Source organism: Rhodococcus sp. Leaf233, assembly GCF_001426165.1.
In the GTDB taxonomy this organism is placed as follows: Bacteria; Actinomycetota; Actinomycetes; order Mycobacteriales; family Mycobacteriaceae; genus Rhodococcoides; species Rhodococcoides fascians.
This window is the reverse complement of the sequence record NZ_LMRO01000012.1, coordinates 385,194-401,194: the sequence shown is the minus strand read 5'-3', so window position 1 is coordinate 401,194 and position 16,001 is coordinate 385,194. Positions and strand designations below refer to the sequence as shown.

The following is a 16,001-nucleotide window of genomic DNA, read 5'->3' as shown; positions in this document are numbered from 1 at the left end:
TCACCCGACGCGGGGTGGAGCAGCTCGGTAGCTCGCTGGGCTCATAACCCAGAGGTCGCAGGTTCAAATCCTGTCCCCGCTACTACGAAGATCAGGTCCGGCACCGATGGTGCCGGACCTGATTTCTTTTCTGGTTCGCCGGACTGGCTCCGGTCAGGGCTGAAGTCTGAATTGCACGACGGCCGTGACGTTTTCGATCGCGTCGTCGAGTGCCTTCAAGCGCGACGGGGCGTCCGGTGCCGACAGGATGTCGAGTCGGTCGGACTGGCCCATCGGGATCAACGAGGCCAGTGACCAGATCTTCTCGGCGGCCGAAATCGGGAGGCTCAGAAAATCCGGAACGCCCGGCGTCACGATGTCCCCGGAGGATTCGAGCCGACCGATCAGCTCGTACAGATCCTCGACCTTGGCCCAGGTGGCGGCGAATTGCGTGTCGGCGATGACGGCATCGACGTCTGCGTCGGGCCATGCGCGAACGTCGGCCAGTGGGTAGGGGTCGTCCGGGAGCCACGCGTCGATGCGGATCCGTTCGCCTCCGACGCATTCGAGCAGATACCTGCCGTCTCCGATGGCCTCGTGACCGATGATGTGGGCGATCGTCGCCACGTCGTGTCGGACGTCGCCGCCGCCTGCCTCGTGCCCCCGGGCAATGAGAACGACGCCGAAACGGGGATCGTCCATCTTCAGACAGTCCTGTACCAGTGCCTGGTATCGAGGCTCGAAGATGTGCAACGGGAGACGTTCGCCCGGCAGCAACACGCTGCCGAGCGGGAACATCGGGATGACGCTCACGGGCGCTGGAGCGGCATGGCTGCCGGGGTGATCTCCGTCGGCGCGCTGTGGTCCGCGTCGCTCGAGTCGGTGTGGTTGGCGGCCAAGAACTCGCCCAGCAGCCGGAAGAAGAAGTCCGGCTCGTCGAGCTGCGGGAAGTGGCCGGCGTCGGGAAAGATCTCGACGCGACTGTTGGGTACCTCGCGTCGGATGTTGTCCGCATGCTTGGCGGGAATCATGCGGTCCTTGCCGCCCCAGATCAGCAGCGAGGGAATGGACTCGAACTTCTCGAAATGCTGCTTGGCACTGACGGTTTGGCCGCGAGGACCCACGACGGCCCGCGTCGACGCCAGAAATGCCTCCCGCGTCGACCGGTCTGCGACCGATCGGAACGAGCGCCACGTCTCGGCCATGCTGGGGCCGGGCTCTACCGGAACCCCCCACTTGCCCAGTCGAGCCAGCACACCTTCGGTGTTCCTGCGGAACCAATCCGAGGCCAACATCGGAAGCACCAGTTCGCTGCCGGGTAGCGTCGCGGCCTTGAGTAGCAGGCTCACCTCCGGGCCGAGCCCGCCGCTGCTGACCAGCACGAGGCGATCGACCCGTTCGGGAAAGAGGTACGTCATCTGCATGACGATGCCGCCGCCGAGCGAGTGGCCGACCAGTGGTGCCGAGTCGATGTTCAGGTACTCCATCAGGTCGCGGATGGTGGCCGCGTGCGAACTGAGCGAATAGTCGCCGGACGGTTTGTCGGAGTCACCGTGCCCGAACAGGTCGGGTGCGATGACCCGATACCGGTCCGACAGTCGCTCGATCTGCGGGCCCCAGGACTTGTGCGATCCGAGCAGCCCGTGGACGAGAATCACGGGCGGCCCGTCGCCGATATCGACGTACCGCAAGACGTCCTTGTGTAGTTCCACCGACTGCAGTTCGTACGATGCGCTCATGGTCGACCTCCCTGTCTCGGTTCGGGCCGGTGGCTCGGCTAATTAGCCGTCCGGCACAAACGTACAAGCTGTGCCGCCACCGCGACAGGCCGTCGCGGGTGATATTCCCAGTCAGCGCGCGTTGTCGACGGTGTCGTCGATGATGTCGGCCAGTTCCTTCGCCATCGGTCCGCGCAACATGTTCGCGTGGTGGCCGGTGATATCGACGAATGTCAGCTCGCCGTGAGCGACTGCTCGCCACGACCGGAGGTCCTTGACGTTCTCGGTGGTGCGAACCACAGTCATCGACCCCGACCACGGAGTCGGCACATGCTTGTTCAACGCCACGTACCCGATGCTGGCGAACACCAACCATTCCATGGTCGTCGGATACCGCAACAGCCCAGCGAATTGCATACGCAGCCACAGCGCAGCCGTACCGGCACGGCCCAGATGGAAGCCGGCGTCTTCTCTGGTCGGTGCGGGCGGCGCTGCCGGGACAGACGTACCCCCGGGAAGCCGGTCCAGGAGATGACGGAACAGCCGGGTGTCGAGAAGTAGCAGATGCGGGGTACCGACGCCGGAATCTCTGATCTTCTCTGCCATCGCGATGGCGATCCAGCCGCCGAGCGAGTGGCCGACAAGATGGAACGGGCCGTCGGGGGCCACCGTGCGGATCGCGTCGACATACCGTGCCGCAGTGGCTCTGATGGTCCGGTCCGGTCGCCCGCGTGTGCCTCGGCCGTGTGCCTGCAGGGCATAGACGGGACGGTCTGCGTCGAGGTGCTTGACCAGATCGAGAAACGCCATCGCGCCCACACCGGCACCACCGATCAGGAAGATCGGAGCTCCGGTACCCCCGGTGCGCAGCGGGACCAGAACGTCGTGGACACCGGACGAGCGCCGACGTGCGGCGGCGGTGTCGCGAAGCCGAGCGTCGACGGTGGTCGCCAGCGTTCGCACGGTGGTCGACGCGAACACGTCCTGCGGATCGAGGTCGATCTTCAGGTTCTCGCGCAAGTGGGCGAGCATCGCCGTCATGGTCAGCGAGTTGCCACCGAGTTCGAGGAAATCCTCGTCCCGCCCGATGGCGTCCAGTCCGAGTGCAGTGCGAGCGGCCTCCGCGACGATGTATTCGGTGGGGCCGACCGCGGTGCGTTCGACGCGTCGGTCGTACGGCTCGGGCAGTGCTCTGCGGTCGATCTTGCCGCGTTCGTTGCGGGGCATGGCGTCGAGCGCAACGATGTGGGTGGGCACCATCCATTCCGGCAGGGTTCGGCGCAGGGCGGCCCTGATGTCGGCCTGGCTCGCCCGGACGGCCCGGTCGGAGCAGATGTACGCGACGAGGTCGGTATCGGCGCCGGATCTCCTGCCGATCACCACGGCATCGTCGATGTTCGGCAGCGCGCGCAGTGCCGCCTCCACCTCGGCCGGTTCGACGAGGTAGCCGCGTACCTTGACTGCGTCGTCGATACGCCCGGCGAGCTGCAATGTTCCGTCCTGATCGAACCGGCCCAAGTCGCCGGTGCGATACCGGAACAGGCCGTCGCCGAGGGCAGCGAATTTCTCCGAGTCCACGCCGACATCCTCGAGATAGCCGTCGGCCAGGCACGCCGACGTGACCCGCACCTCGCCGATGACGTCGGGTTCGCACGCGGAGCCATCGGCAGCAACGACCTCGACGAGCTTTCCTGCGACGGGAGTGCCCGCGGGCAGAAAGCCGGACGGTAACGCACGGTCGAGGGGGTACTCGCTGAACGCGACGGCCCCGGCCTCGGTGGTCGCGTACCAATTGACGAGCGTGGCGCGGTTGTCGGAAGCCAGGCGGAAGCGGCGCGCGTCGTCGGCGTGCAGTGATTCTCCGTAGGTGGTGACGACGCGCAGCGTGGGTACGGTGACCTGGCCTGCAACGGCGCGCAGCAGCGACGACGAGCAGTGCAGCGTGGTCAGCGAGTGGTCCGCTACCCACTCTGCGATGCTGCCGACCGTGCCGGATCGAGGGTCACGGCAATGAACGGTGGCACCGCTGAGCAGCCCGGCGAACAGAGTGTTCAGGCCCGCGCCGAAACTGACGGGAAGGGCATCGCCGACGCGATCGTGGGTGCCCAACCCCAGCGCGGTCGACACCTCGTACGCCTTGGTCAGGCACATGCGATGACTGAGTACGACGCCTTTGGGCGTACCGGTGGATCCGGACGTGTAGTTGATCACCGCGGTGTGGCCGCCCGAGACCGTCGGCAGCGGTACGCAGGAATCGACCGCTGCGTCGACGGTCGTCGAATCGAGGATCGACGCCTTGGCCTGTTCGACGATGCGGTCGCGGCGCTCGTGGGGGAGTTGCGGATCCAGCGGAACCAATGGATGGCCTGCAGCGATGACGGCCAGCATCAGCACGATCGAGTCGACCGACGCATCCGCCTCGACGGCGAGGGGGCGATGATCGGACGGGCGCAGGGCAGCGATCTTGCGTGCCTGCGAATACACGCGATGCAGCAGCTCGTCGAAGGTCAGTGACGTCCCCGCCGCGTGCAACGCGGCAGCGTCCGGCATCGCGTGGGCTACCTCGCGGTAGCGCGCCATAAGCGTGTCGCGGCCGTCGGGACGACACAGCGGGGCGAGCGCGGATCGTGCCGGTACAGGTCCCGTCGAGACAGCTCGGCTCGACACGGATACCGTCGGCACAGATCGGGTCGGCGCGTACGCGTCCTGAATCGTCATGATTCTCCTTGCACGAGCCCGACCCGCGAGGTAAAGGTTCGTTTGAGGCACACAAACCTACTTGAAGACTGTTTTACCACCCCTAAAGTAGACGCGGGCCGTCTTTCCGCGCAAGCCGAAAACCGGACATTTCGTAACGAACGGGTGTCGTTACGAAATGCCCGGTGTCGGGGCGACCCTGATCAGAGGTCGGCTATCGCCGACCCCGATCAGAGGTCGGCTATCGCCTCCAGCGGTTTGGTGCGCGCGGCCCGAACGGCAGGCCACAGAGCGGCCAGCACTCCGACCACCGCGGACCCGAGAAGCATTGCGACGACCTGCCCCCAGGGCACCGTCATGGCACCCAGGCCCTCGTCGCGCAGGGTCTGGACGAAGCCCCACCCGAAGGCGATGCCGAGGGCGACGCCGACGATGGCACCGAACAGGGCGATGAGCAGCGACTCGAGGTAGATGATGCGCCGCACCTGCGGTCGCTGCATTCCTATCGCCCTGAGCATGCCGATCTCGCGTCGACGTTCGACGACCGACAGCGCGAGGGTGTTGACGATGCCCAGCACCGCGATGACCACGGCCAGGGCGAGTAGTCCGTACAGCACCGCGAGCAGTGTGTCGATCTGCTGGCCTTGGCTGCCCTTGAATTCTTCGACGTCCTGTACCTGCACCACCACGGACGGTTTGGTCGCGGCTTCGAGGTCGGTCCGCAACGTACCGAGATCGGTTCCGGGCGCGGCTTTGACGAGGACCAGCAGATCCGACCGCGTGATGGACGGCGTCACCTTCTCGTAGATGTCGCCCGAGACGATCCAACTGCCGATCAGTGGGTTGTCGGTGAACACACCGGTGACGGTGACGGGAACCGAAGCTCCGTCGACGGAGTCGAACACGACCTGGGTGCCGATGTCCCAGCCCTTGGTGGACGCTTCGGTCTCGGACACCGAGAAGCCGTTGCTCTCGAGGTCTGCGGTGCCCCGAACCATGGACAGGTCGAGCAGCCCTTCCGGGGAGCCGTCGATGGCAGCGCCGAATTCTTCTTCTCCGGCGATCGTGACGAACACCGGATGCAGCACAGCGGTTCGTTCCACCCCGTCGACCTGTTGTGCGGCCGCCGTGGCTCCGGCCGGGACACCGATCGACTGTGGACCGGACAGGATGTAGTCGGCTTCGACGCCGGTGTCGACGAGCGAATCGACACTCGCCTTCGCCGTCGACCCGAGTACCCCGATGACGGTGACGAGCATGAGGCCGAGCATCAACGCGAATGCGGTGGCTGCCGTGCGGCGCGGATTGCGCACCGAGTTGGTTCTGGCCAAGCGACCGATCGCACCGAACGGCCGGGTGAGGACGGCCCCGAGTGCTCCCACGACGGGCCGAGACAACGACGGTGCGGCCAGGGCCGTGGCCACGATCGCCGCCACCGCGCCGACGCCGACGGTTGCTGCGGCAGCGCCGCCGGTCGACTGAGCGCCGATGACTATCGCTGCCGCTCCGGCAATACCCAGTCCGACGCCGATGAACGTCCGGGTTCGCAGGGTGTCGCCGGCGGACGCGAACTCCTCGCGCATTGCGGCCACCGGTGGAATCTTGGCTGCTCGCCGCGCCGGTGCGTAGGCGCTGAGGACGGTGACGATGATGCCCACCGCGAAGGCGACGACGACGGTGCGTGGTTCGAGGGCGAGTGGGCCCGACGGCAACCCGAGGTCGAAGGCATTGAGCAGAGCGCGCAATCCGTACGCAAGTCCCACGCCGCCGGCGAAGCCCAGCACACTTCCGATGACGCCGACGACGACCGCTTCGAGTACGACCGAGCGACTGACCTGCCCGCGGCTGGCTCCGATGGCGCGAAGCAGCGCCAGTTCGCGTACCCGCTGAGCGACGATCATCGAGAACGTGTTGTAGATGATGAACGTGCCGACGAGCAGTGCAATGGCACCGAACGCGAGCAGGAAGTACGTGATGAACGACAGTGCCGACTCGACCTCGGCCTTGGTTTCGGCCTGGACGTCGGCAGCGGTCTGCACTTTCAGATCCGGGAACGCGGCGGCGATCTCGTCCCTGAGGTCGCTCTGCGTCTTACCCTGTGCGGCGAGATCGTTGCCCGCGACGTCGATGTACTGCACGTGCGCACCGTCGGTGAACAACTCGTTCGCCTGGCTCTGCACAAACTGAATCCCGATGAAACCACCGGATTCTGTTGCAGTGGAATAGATTCCGGAGATCGTGATGTCGGTGATCCCCTTGGACGGCACGAGGACCTGGGTCGCGTCGCCCACCTTCAGGCCCGCTCGATCGGCGCCACCTGCGTTGATCGCGACCTGGCCGGGCGCGGTGGGGGCCGAGCCGGAGACGAATGTCGCCGGATCGCCGAGCCGCTGCTCGTCCGGCAGGTAGGACTCGCCGATCGTCGGTGCTCCGCCGGATTGCACTGCGGCACCGTCTTTACCCAGCAGAACGAGTTGTCCTCCTACATACGGAGAGACAGCACGCACGCCGGGAAGCGCCGAGATGGCGGCGATGTCCTCGTTGGGTACTCCGCTCGATCGCGCATCCTCGGGGGCGACTCGAACGTCGGCTCCCTGTGCGGTGTCGGCGAACAGTGACGAGAACGTGCGCTGCAGCGTGTCGGTGAAGACGAACGAGCCTGCGACGAAAGCGGTTCCGAGTACGACGGACAGAACCGTCAGTGCCAGCCGAACCTTGTGGGCGGCAAGGTTTCGCAGCGACACCTTACGCATGGGGTTGCCCGACGCGGCCCGCGTCGGGGCCTTGTCGGGATTCGATTTCTTGGCGACCGAGTGCGACATCAGTGGACCGTTTCCAGCTTCTTCATGCGCTCGAGGACGGCGTCGGCGGTGGGCGACGCCAGTTGATCGATGACAGCTCCGTCGGCCAGGAACACGACGCGATCGGCGTAACTGGCCGCTCGTGGGTCGTGGGTGACGATGACGACGGTCTGGTCGAATTCGTCTGCGGCCGTGCGCAGAATCGACAGCACCTCACCGGACGAACGAGAGTCCAGGTTGCCCGTCGGCTCGTCGCCGAACACGATGTCGGGTCGACCGGCCAGTGCGCGGGCGCACGCCACGCGCTGTTGCTGCCCACCCGAGAGTTCGCTCGGGCGATGGCCCAGGCGGTCGCGCAGGCCCAGTCGGTCGACGACGGTATCGAGCCAGCCCTGATCCGGGGTGCGTCCGGCGATGTCGAGCGGCAGAGTGATGTTCTCGAGTGCGGTCAGGGTGGGCACCAGATTGAAGGCCTGGAACACGAAACCGATTCGGTCCCTTCGTAACCCGGTCATCTCCTTGTCGGACAGCGCCGTCAGCTCGGTGTCACCGATCGTGACCGTGCCCGAGGACGCGGTGTCCAACCCGGCCAGGCAATGCATCAGTGTGGATTTGCCCGAGCCGGACGGGCCCATGATGGCGGTGAATTCTCCGCGGGCGAACTCGACGTTCACCCCGGACAGTGCGTGCACCTGGGTGTCGCCAGAACCGTAGACCTTCGATACGTCGACCGCACGTGCGGCAATGTCGCTCATGGGTGCCAGTGTTTCAGTGTTCGGGCCCGGTCGCTATCAGGGGAGACCCTGAACTCGACCCCTATGATGGGCGTCATGCGCATCGGAGCACATGTCCGCGACAGCAGCGACCCTCTGGGCACGGCCGAGACGCTCGGCGTCGACCTGGTCCAGATGTTTCTGACGGATCCGCAGAAGTGGAACAAGCTCACCCCGCACCCCCAAGGTGAGGCTCTGTTGACCGGAGACGTCGATGTGGTGGTGCACTCGTCCTATGTTCTGAACGTGGCGAGCCTGAACAATCGCATCCGAATCCCGTCCCGCAAAGCGGTCGTCGAACAGGCCGCAGCAGCTGCCGAGATCGGTGCGATCGGTTTGGTGGTGCACGGCGGTCACGTCCGGGAGGGCGAGGACACCGCCAAGGGAATCGACAACTGGCGCAAGCTGTTCGAGCGTCAGGCCGAGCAGGGTGGTTTCGGCGTACCGATCTTCGTCGAGAACACTGCCGGCGGTGACTCGGCGATGGCGAGGCGCTTCGACGACATCGCGCGGTTGTGGGACGCCATCGGGGAGTTCGGTGCCGGTTTCTGTCTCGACACCTGCCATGCGTGGGCCGGCGGCGAAGACCTGATCGACGTGGTCGATCGCATCAAGGCCATCACCGGACGCATCGACCTGGTGCATCTGAACAATTCACGCGACGAGTTCGACTCTGCCCGCGACCGGCACGCGAACCTGGGCACCGGAACCATCGACGCAGACATTCTGACGGCCGTCGCGCTCGCGGCCGATGCACCGGTGATCCTCGAAACTCCGGCCGAGGGAATCGACGACGACGTGCGGCTGCTCAAAAGCCTGTAGCGGATCCGGCTGTTACGAGGGCACTGCCGTCAGCTCGGTGGTCGCTGCAGCCCACAGTCGGACCAGTTCGTCCATTCCCTCGATGCCGGTGGACCAGGTGATTCGGGCCGACACCAGCCCTGATTCCGTCTCGCCGATCGCGATGTCGATGGCGTACTCGTCATGGCCGGCGTCGGCTTCGGATACGCCGCGGCGGAACAGAATCTGCGCTCCCGGGCGGCAGGCCAGCGCCGGGTAGTTGCGGGTCAGCGGGTAGTCGCGGCCACCGTGAGGTGCCGAGTCCAGCCGTCTGCAGACGTCGTCGACGAGGTACGAGGCGCGGGCGGATTCGGTGAGGGCGTCGACCGGAACGGCGGGGAGCCGGACGGGATGGACGAATCCGGTGTCGTCGACGTCGATATCGACCAGGACGCCCGACGACGAGCCGCGGCGGTTGTCTCGCTGCCACGTGGACACCGCAGATCCGAGGGCGGCGAGCAGCCGAGCGTCGAGCCGGTGGGTGTTCGTGGGAACGGGCAGCGTGACCGTGGTGCGCTCACGGAGCGGAGACGGCGTGACCTGCAGCGGACGTTCGGCCGGGGTCAGGACAGCGACCCAGTAGGGAACCTGTTCGGCGACCTCGGTGCAGAAGGTACGTCCGAGCTGAGCTGGGCTGATCGTCTCGCGATGGGCGAGTTTCAGCGGTGCGAACACGGTCACGCCGAGGAACCCCACTTCCGGTGAAGATTGTCCTAGCCTTACCTAATTCCCTCAGGCTAGCTCGAGTCCGGCCGGTGTGCCAGGACGCCCCCGTCCGATCCCGATTCCACCGCCCGGCGCAGTGCGGGAACGCCTGGTGAGGTCGGTAGCGTTCCCGTCTCCAGGTCCTCGAGCAGGTTCTCGGACCAGCCGAGCAGACCCGTCACGTCGATCCGGTGCGGGGGCTCGACCTCGTAACCGATCAGGCGGTCGTGTCCTTGGCGAAGCAACGAAGCGGCACCTACGCGATTTCCTCGCATCAGGTGCGTCAATCCGACGGCCAGTTGTGCAAGGCCCTGCCACAGCTCGCGTTCGTCCGGGACGCAGCTCTTCCACGTGCCCTCGAGTACCTCGTGGGCGTGAAACGGCATACGTGCGTCCAAGAATCGTTGCGCTTCGGTGAGCGCGGCGTCCGGTGGAAGACGGAGATCGTCGGGAACCCGGGGTGTTCCGGTGCCGCCGCGGGCCAGCGGGCGGCCGAGGCCGTCGCGCGGCCGGGCGTTGAGGGGCTTGCCCTGCGGGTCGCGCTCGCGTTCGGCCATGGCGGTCACCCTAGTGGGATGACCGCCATGGCCCACACGATGACGCGAGTGAGGTCATCGACGTGCGGATAGGACGGTCACCGACCCGAGTGCGATGAGCGCTGCCGCCGAGGTGGCGACCATCGTCGTCGAGACGGCGATCGCGTCGTTGCCCAGTGCACCGACGATCGGTGCGACGATCGCCCCGAGCCCGAACTGCGCGGCACCGAGTAGTGCAGCTGCGCCGCCTGCCGCTTCCCCGTGGCGGGACAGCGCCAGCGCGGGCGCGTTGGGCATGACGAACCCGACGGCCCCGAGTACGAACCACAACGGGACGACGAACCCAGCCATGCCGCCGACCTCGGTGACCGCCAGGACGACCATGATCGCGCCGGCGACGACGCCGAAGGACAGCGCCGACAGGACGATCTGCACCGGTGCGAAGCGTCCCAACAGCAGGACGTTGAGCTGGGATGCGCCGATCAGAGAGATCGCACCGGCCGCGAAAACGATGGCGAATTGTTGCTCGTCGAGGCCGAACTCCTCCTGCAGGACGAACGACGAACCGGCGACGTACGCGAAGAGTGCCGACATGGCCAGGGCGGCGACCATGACGAGGACGACGAACTGCGTGTCCCGCAGCAGCGATCGGTAGGTCCGTAGAACGGGCATGACGCCACTGGCTCGCCGACGCTCGGGCGGCAGGGACTCGCGCAGCGACACGATTGCCAGCGTCATCAACGCCACGCCCATGATCGCCAACGCGGCGAACACGAGCCGCCAGGAACCGACGAGAAGTACCGCACCGCCGAGTGACGGTGCCAGCACCGGAGCGACACCCATGACGAGCATCAGGCGAGACAGGACGGTCGCGGCGGCGCGCCCGCTGAACAGATCTCGGACGATGGCCATGGCGACCACGGCAGCAGCTGCGGCGCCGAGACCCTGAATCACACGCAGGCCGCCGAGCACGGCGATGTTGGGAGCAACGATGCAGGCGAGCGACGCCAGAATGTGCACTCCGGTGCCCACGATGAGGGGCAGTCGTCGGCCCACGATGTCCGACAGCGGCCCGATGACCAGCTGGCCGAGCGCGAGGCCGACCAACGTACCCGCGAGCGTGAGCTGCACTGCAGACGACGGGGTGTTCAGATCCTCGGCGATGGCAGGAAGTGCCGGCAGGTACATGTCGATGGTCAGTGGACCGAGGGCGATGAGCGCGCCGAGTACGAGGATCACCCGGAGGCGCTCGCGTGACGTCGGCTCGGTTGTAGGAGCCGACGTGCTGCTCTCGCGCGTGTCGGTCACCTGCGCGCTGGTTACGGATGTGTTCGATGCTGGGGCCACCCGAAGGTCAGCAGCGCAGGAGCTGATTCTGTTCCCGTTGCTGACTACAACTTTCGTGTTCTATGCCACCGCGTCGGACAGTCCGGTGAGTGTGTCCACCTCGTGGCTGGTCAGACGCAGTGTCGGCGCGTCGAGCAGAGCCGGTACCTGAGCGAGCGAGCTCGCGCTCGCGATCGGTGCGGTGATGCCCGGTCGAGCGAGCAACCAGGCGAGAGCCACACTCGACAACTCGGCCGAGCGGGAGTCGGCGATCTCCTGCAGGCCCTGCACCACAGCCAGGCCTGCGTCGGAGAAATAGCCCGTCGTCAGTCGCTCGCGCTGGGTACCGGCCAGATCCTCCCGGGTGCGGTACTTACCCGTCAGGAAGCCGGCGGCGAGGGAGAAGTACGGAAACACCCCGAGTCCGTTGTCGACGGCGAGGGCTTGCAGTTCACCCTCGTAGTCGCGACGGGCAACGAGGTTGTAGTGCGGTTGCAGTGCGATCGGTGCCGCAAAACCGTTGTCTTTCGCCAGGCCCAGCCACTCGCGGACCCGCGCGGGGGAGTAGTTCGAGATGGCGACGTGCCGAACTTTGCCTGCCCGGACCAAGTCGTCGAACGCGGCCAGCGACTCGACCAACGGCGTCTTGTCGTCGTCGTAGTGCGCGTAGTAGACGTCGATGTGATCGGTCTGCAGCCTGGCCAGGGATGCGTCGGCTGCGGCCCGAATGTTGCCCGGTGCCAGACCGCGGAACTCGGGATGCTGGCTCACCTTGGTCGCGAGAACGACGTCGTCGCGGTTGCCGCGGGCCGTCATCCACTTGCCGATGATCGTCTCGGATTCGCCGCCCGAGTTGGCGTCGGCGAACGCCGAGTACGAGTCGGCCGTGTCGACGAAATTGCCACCTCCTGCGGTGAACGCGTCCAGGATGTCGAAGGACGTGTCCTCGTCGCTGGTCCAGCCGAAGGTGTTCCCGCCGAGGGCAAGCGGAAAGATGTCCAGATCGGACGTACCGATAGCAACCACGAACTACTCCTTAGGTCGGCGAACAACTCGACTGTACGAGCAGGCCGGGATCAGTGCCAGGTGTGGTCCACCAGCGCGGTCCGTGGCCCGAATTTCGGCTTGGTCGCCTTGCCGCTGAGATACAGGAGCCGAATCGCGCGATGTCGATGTGGTGCCAAGGGCTGCAGATACTCGACCATCTCCGCGTCGTCGATCGGTCTACCCAACAGCGACCAGCCCACCACCGCGGCCAGGTGGTAGTCGCCCACCGACAACGCGTCGGGATCCCCCAGGGCGCGCTGAGCGGTCTCGGCCGCGGTCCAGATGCCGACGCCCGGGATCGCGCGCAGCCTGCGTTGCGCATCCTCGGGCGTCATCGTCGACGCCTCCTCCAGACGTCCGGCTGCGCGCGCGGCACGGACGATGGTCTTCGACCGAGCCGGGTCGACGTTGGCGCGGTGGTAGTCCCACGACGGGATGCGTCGCCACACGTCGGCGGTGGGAAACACGAACATCGTCTTCGGGGCCGGGCCCGGTGCGGGGTCGCCGAACTTGCTCACCAGGTACCGCCACGAGCCGAACGCCGAAATGCCGTGTACGCGTTGCTCGATGATCGCCGGTATCAGGGCCTCGAGCACCAGACCGGTCCGGCCGAGGCGTAGGTGCGGAAGTTGTCTGTGTGCCTCGCGCAGAATCGGATGCTCGGGAGCGAAGCTCGAGGGGTCGTCGTCCCGGCCGAGGAGAGCCGGCACAGCGTCGAGCAGTTCGTCGGCACCGGGCCCCCAGGCGCGCACCATGACGCTGCTCGGTGAGGCCTGCACCAATCGGTACGTGACCGGGCCGGAAATCATGCGCGACGTCCGCCACACGGCGCCGTCCGGCGTGGACTCGTAGGTGGGGTCGCCGCGGCCCCGACGCAGCGGTGACAGGGACATTCGGATGTCGACGCGCTGCTCGAAGTCGACGAGGCGGGTGACGCCGTGATCGGTAGGGCCGGAGGAGGCGTTCTCGGTCATCGCTCGGGTCGCCTCCGTCGCAGTCGTGGTCGGCCGGTTCAGTGTGTCCCTGCCAGGGCCATATTCAACACCCTTGCGCAGACACGGGTGAAAATATATTGGACGAATGCCCACATCACCGGATCGCGACGCAGTGCTGCGTGAGGGCCGCTCATGTTTGTCCGCTTCGCCGGAGAACCGGCGGATCCTGGTGATCTCGGGTGCACGAGGCATCGGCAAGTCCACGGTTGCCAACACCATCGCGGGCGAGGCGACAGCGCTGGGTTTCCAGGTGGTGGATCTGCCGTGCCTCGCGTACTCACCCGCGGGGGCGCGTGGCGAGGGACTACTCGACGAGGGGCTGTTCAGTGATCTGGTGGCGGCCGACGTAGATGTGAAGCCGACGCTGCTGGTAATCGAGGACCTGCATCTGTTGCCCGCAGGCTCGCGCGACCGACTCGCTCGTGCGGTGAAGGCGGCGGTACGTACCCCGCATGTCCGGTGTATCGCCACGACCGTCGACACCGTCCCGCCGCCGTTGTGGCGGGAGTTCGCCTTCCATCGTGTGCGACCCCTGCCCGACGACGCGGTGCGCGATTTGTTGAACGGCACGGAAACGAGAGCGGCGCAACGACAATTGATCGTAAAGCTGTCGCAGGGAAACCCTCTCGTCGCGACCGAACTCGCTCGCGCTGCGCCGATCTGGGGCCGGGATCCATCCGTCGGCGGTGCGATGCTCGACCGCGCCCACCTCACCGATACTCTCGCCGACATCGGCGCGTTCGAGGTCGCCGGGCTCGACGAGGAGTCCAGGCGTCACATTCTCGGTGATGCGTTGCGACACATCGTCTCTCGCGAGCACGGTGGCGACTCCGTGGCCGCCCACCCACATGGCGACACTGTTGCGCAACTGTGGATTCTTGCCTGTTCGACCGCCGAGGAGCGCATCGCCGTTCACCTCGAATCGGCTGTCGACACACGGCTGACGCCCGACGAGCGTCTGGTGCATCGAGCACTCGCAGCCCGAGCGCCCGACGCGCGCCTCGTCGCTGCGCTCGACGAGCGGGCGCACGACCTGGCGTCGCTGCATCACTACCGCCGGGCGGTGGCGTTGCTCTGCCGTGCAGCAGCGCTCGAATCCGATCGTGGACGCGCGCGGGCCGTCGAGGTGCGAGCGGCGTCCATGGCGGCATTCGCCGGCTTTGTCGATCTCGCGGTAGCGATCTTGGACCGTATGCGGTCGGGACATCCCGATGCGGCCCTGTCCGAGACCGTTCCGGCCCGGGCCTTTGCCGCCGTGGCCCGGGGAGGCGACTCCCGTGCTGCGTTCGGCGTCGTCGTGCAGGCTCTCGATCGATTGCCGGATGCGGTCGCCCCTGACGTCGTCGACCAGTTGATCGGTTCGGTTCTGGCGTACAGCGCACTGACGGGTGACAGCGAACTGGTTGCGCAGGCCCTGCAATGGGCGGTCAAATACGAACAGCATCTCGATCCGGTCAACGTGCTCGTCGCGCGGTCTCTCGGCGTCTCGGGTTCGAGAGTGCACGTGAGGGCACTCGACAGCCCGGCGCTGCTGGACGCGGTACGAGCCTCGCTGCGCACCGGAGACCCGTGGAAACCGGTACTGCTGCAGCTGGCGTTGCCCACCCTGCTGTGGGATCCGAACGACAGTTGTCGGCTGTCGGACGTGCTGGACCCTGTCGCAGCTGGGTTTCCGGCCGCCGAGTCTCTGACCCGGCTGCGGCACCTCGCCGCACTCGCCGCTCGAGGACAGTTCTCTGCGTTCGCCGAGGCCGTCTCCTCGGGACTGCCGGATGGCCTCTTCGACGAGCAGGAGTGCCTGCTGAAATCCTCGGTGGCAGCTGTCGCTGGTGGCGAGAAGAGCTGTACTGCAGCCGAATCGGTGGCACTGGGCCGCTTCGACGTCGCCTACGAGCGGATGCGCCGCCGCGATCTCTCGGCGGAGCGCTGTTCGATCACTCCGTACGGACCACTCGAAATACTGGACTACGTCGAATCCTGTGTACGGCTGCGGCGGTCGGACGAGGCGCGCACGTATCTCGACCGACTGCGCCGAACCCGGCCCGATTTCTGGGGAGCCCGCCACAGTGCGCTTCTGACTGCAGCCGAAGCGATGCTGGCGGAGGCCGGAGCCGAGGCGCTCTTCGAGGCGAGTCTGCATGAACTACGCACCGCTGGATGGTGTTTCGATGCGCCGCGGGTTGCGCTGGTCTACGGCGAGTGGCTGCGCCGCCACCACCGGGTGATCGAAAGCCGCGGTCGGCTGAGGTACGCCGCAGATCTGTTCGCAGAACTGGGCGCACGCACGTGGCTGCGCCGAGCCGAGGACGAACTACGGGCTGCAGGAGCCGGCCCGCACCCGCGTGAAGGTGATGCGGGCTCGGGGTTGACCGGGCAGGAACTGCGCATCGCGTCGCTTGCTGCTGCCGGTCTGACCAACAAGGAGATCGGCGAACAGCTGTATCTCTCGGCTCGTACTGTCGGCGGTCATCTGTACCGAGTGTTTCCCAAATTGCAGATCACCACGCGGTCCGCGCTGCGGGACGCACTCCTTCGTTACGAGGGCGGCGGACGGTGAGTGAGCACGTACTCGCCGGCTCTGGTT

At 66.4% G+C, this 16,001-nt stretch carries 12 protein-coding genes and 1 tRNA gene; 3 read left to right on the top strand and 10 right to left on the bottom strand.

The genetic code is table 11. From position 1 onward, the window contains the following. The first annotated feature begins 8 nt into the window (after positions 1-8). Positions 9-82, top strand: a tRNA-Met gene (locus ASH04_RS21565). A 71-nt stretch (positions 83-153) separates the two neighbouring features. Here the strand turns inward: ASH04_RS21565 and ASH04_RS21560 are convergent. From ASH04_RS21560 to ASH04_RS21540, 5 genes are all read right to left on the bottom strand, one after another. Then, positions 154-792 carry an LON peptidase substrate-binding domain-containing protein gene (locus tag ASH04_RS21560; protein WP_027495199.1) on the bottom strand — a complete coding sequence of 213 codons (639 nt, stop codon included), beginning with the start codon at positions 790-792 and terminating at the stop codon, positions 154-156. Continuing rightward, a complete protein-coding gene (locus ASH04_RS21555; RefSeq protein ID WP_057474488.1) occupies positions 789-1,718 on the bottom strand; it encodes an alpha/beta fold hydrolase in 930 nt (309 codons plus the stop codon). The genes ASH04_RS21560 and ASH04_RS21555 overlap by 4 nt, the downstream gene beginning before the upstream one ends. Before the next feature lie 111 nt (positions 1,719-1,829). After that, entirely contained in the window at positions 1,830-4,415 is a 2,586-nt protein-coding gene (locus ASH04_RS21550; RefSeq protein ID WP_082519372.1) for an alpha/beta fold hydrolase, read from the bottom strand. A gap of 209 nt (positions 4,416-4,624) precedes the next feature. After that, positions 4,625-7,147: an ABC transporter permease gene (locus ASH04_RS21545; protein WP_032382474.1), complete on the bottom strand. Its 2,523-nt coding sequence runs from the start codon at positions 7,145-7,147 to the stop codon at positions 4,625-4,627. 68 nt (positions 7,148-7,215) lie between these two features. Next, positions 7,216-7,950 carry an ABC transporter ATP-binding protein gene (locus tag ASH04_RS21540; protein ID WP_032367760.1) on the bottom strand — a complete coding sequence of 245 codons (735 nt, stop codon included), beginning with the start codon at positions 7,948-7,950 and terminating at the stop codon, positions 7,216-7,218. 75 nt (positions 7,951-8,025) lie between these two features. Between ASH04_RS21540 and ASH04_RS21535 the strand changes: the two genes are divergently transcribed. Beyond that, positions 8,026-8,790 (top strand): deoxyribonuclease IV, encoded by a 765-nt coding sequence (locus ASH04_RS21535; RefSeq protein WP_027495204.1) that lies wholly within the window; start codon positions 8,026-8,028, stop codon positions 8,788-8,790. Between the two features lie 12 nt (positions 8,791-8,802). Here the strand turns inward: ASH04_RS21535 and ASH04_RS21530 are convergent, their stop codons facing one another. The 5 genes from ASH04_RS21530 to ASH04_RS21510 all read right to left on the bottom strand — a co-directional run bounded on the left by ASH04_RS21530 (position 8,803) and on the right by ASH04_RS21510 (position 13,396). Further along, on the bottom strand, positions 8,803-9,489 hold the full coding sequence (locus tag ASH04_RS21530; RefSeq protein ID WP_156394626.1) for a hypothetical protein: 687 nt from the start codon (positions 9,487-9,489) through the stop codon (positions 8,803-8,805). Positions 9,490-9,545: 56 nt separating this feature from the next. After that, positions 9,546-10,070 (bottom strand): DUF309 domain-containing protein, encoded by a 525-nt coding sequence (locus ASH04_RS21525; protein ID WP_057474639.1) that lies wholly within the window; start codon positions 10,068-10,070, stop codon positions 9,546-9,548. Positions 10,071-10,124: 54 nt separating this feature from the next. Next, a complete protein-coding gene (locus tag ASH04_RS21520) occupies positions 10,125-11,357 on the bottom strand; it encodes a multidrug effflux MFS transporter (protein ID WP_027495206.1) in 1,233 nt (410 codons plus the stop codon). 99 nt (positions 11,358-11,456) lie between these two features. Continuing rightward, the gene (locus ASH04_RS21515; RefSeq protein ID WP_057474486.1) at positions 11,457-12,401 is read right to left on the bottom strand and encodes an aldo/keto reductase; all 945 of its coding nucleotides are present in this window, start codon (positions 12,399-12,401) and stop codon (positions 11,457-11,459) included. Between the two features lie 50 nt (positions 12,402-12,451). Beyond that, the gene (locus tag ASH04_RS21510; RefSeq protein WP_057474485.1) at positions 12,452-13,396 is read right to left on the bottom strand and encodes a DNA-3-methyladenine glycosylase family protein; all 945 of its coding nucleotides are present in this window, start codon (positions 13,394-13,396) and stop codon (positions 12,452-12,454) included. A gap of 106 nt (positions 13,397-13,502) precedes the next feature. Between ASH04_RS21510 and ASH04_RS21505 the strand changes: the two genes are divergently transcribed. Then, complete coding sequence (locus ASH04_RS21505) at positions 13,503-15,974, top strand: LuxR C-terminal-related transcriptional regulator (RefSeq protein ID WP_082519371.1); 2,472 nt, start codon at positions 13,503-13,505, stop codon at positions 15,972-15,974. Positions 15,975-16,001 lie beyond the last annotated feature (27 nt).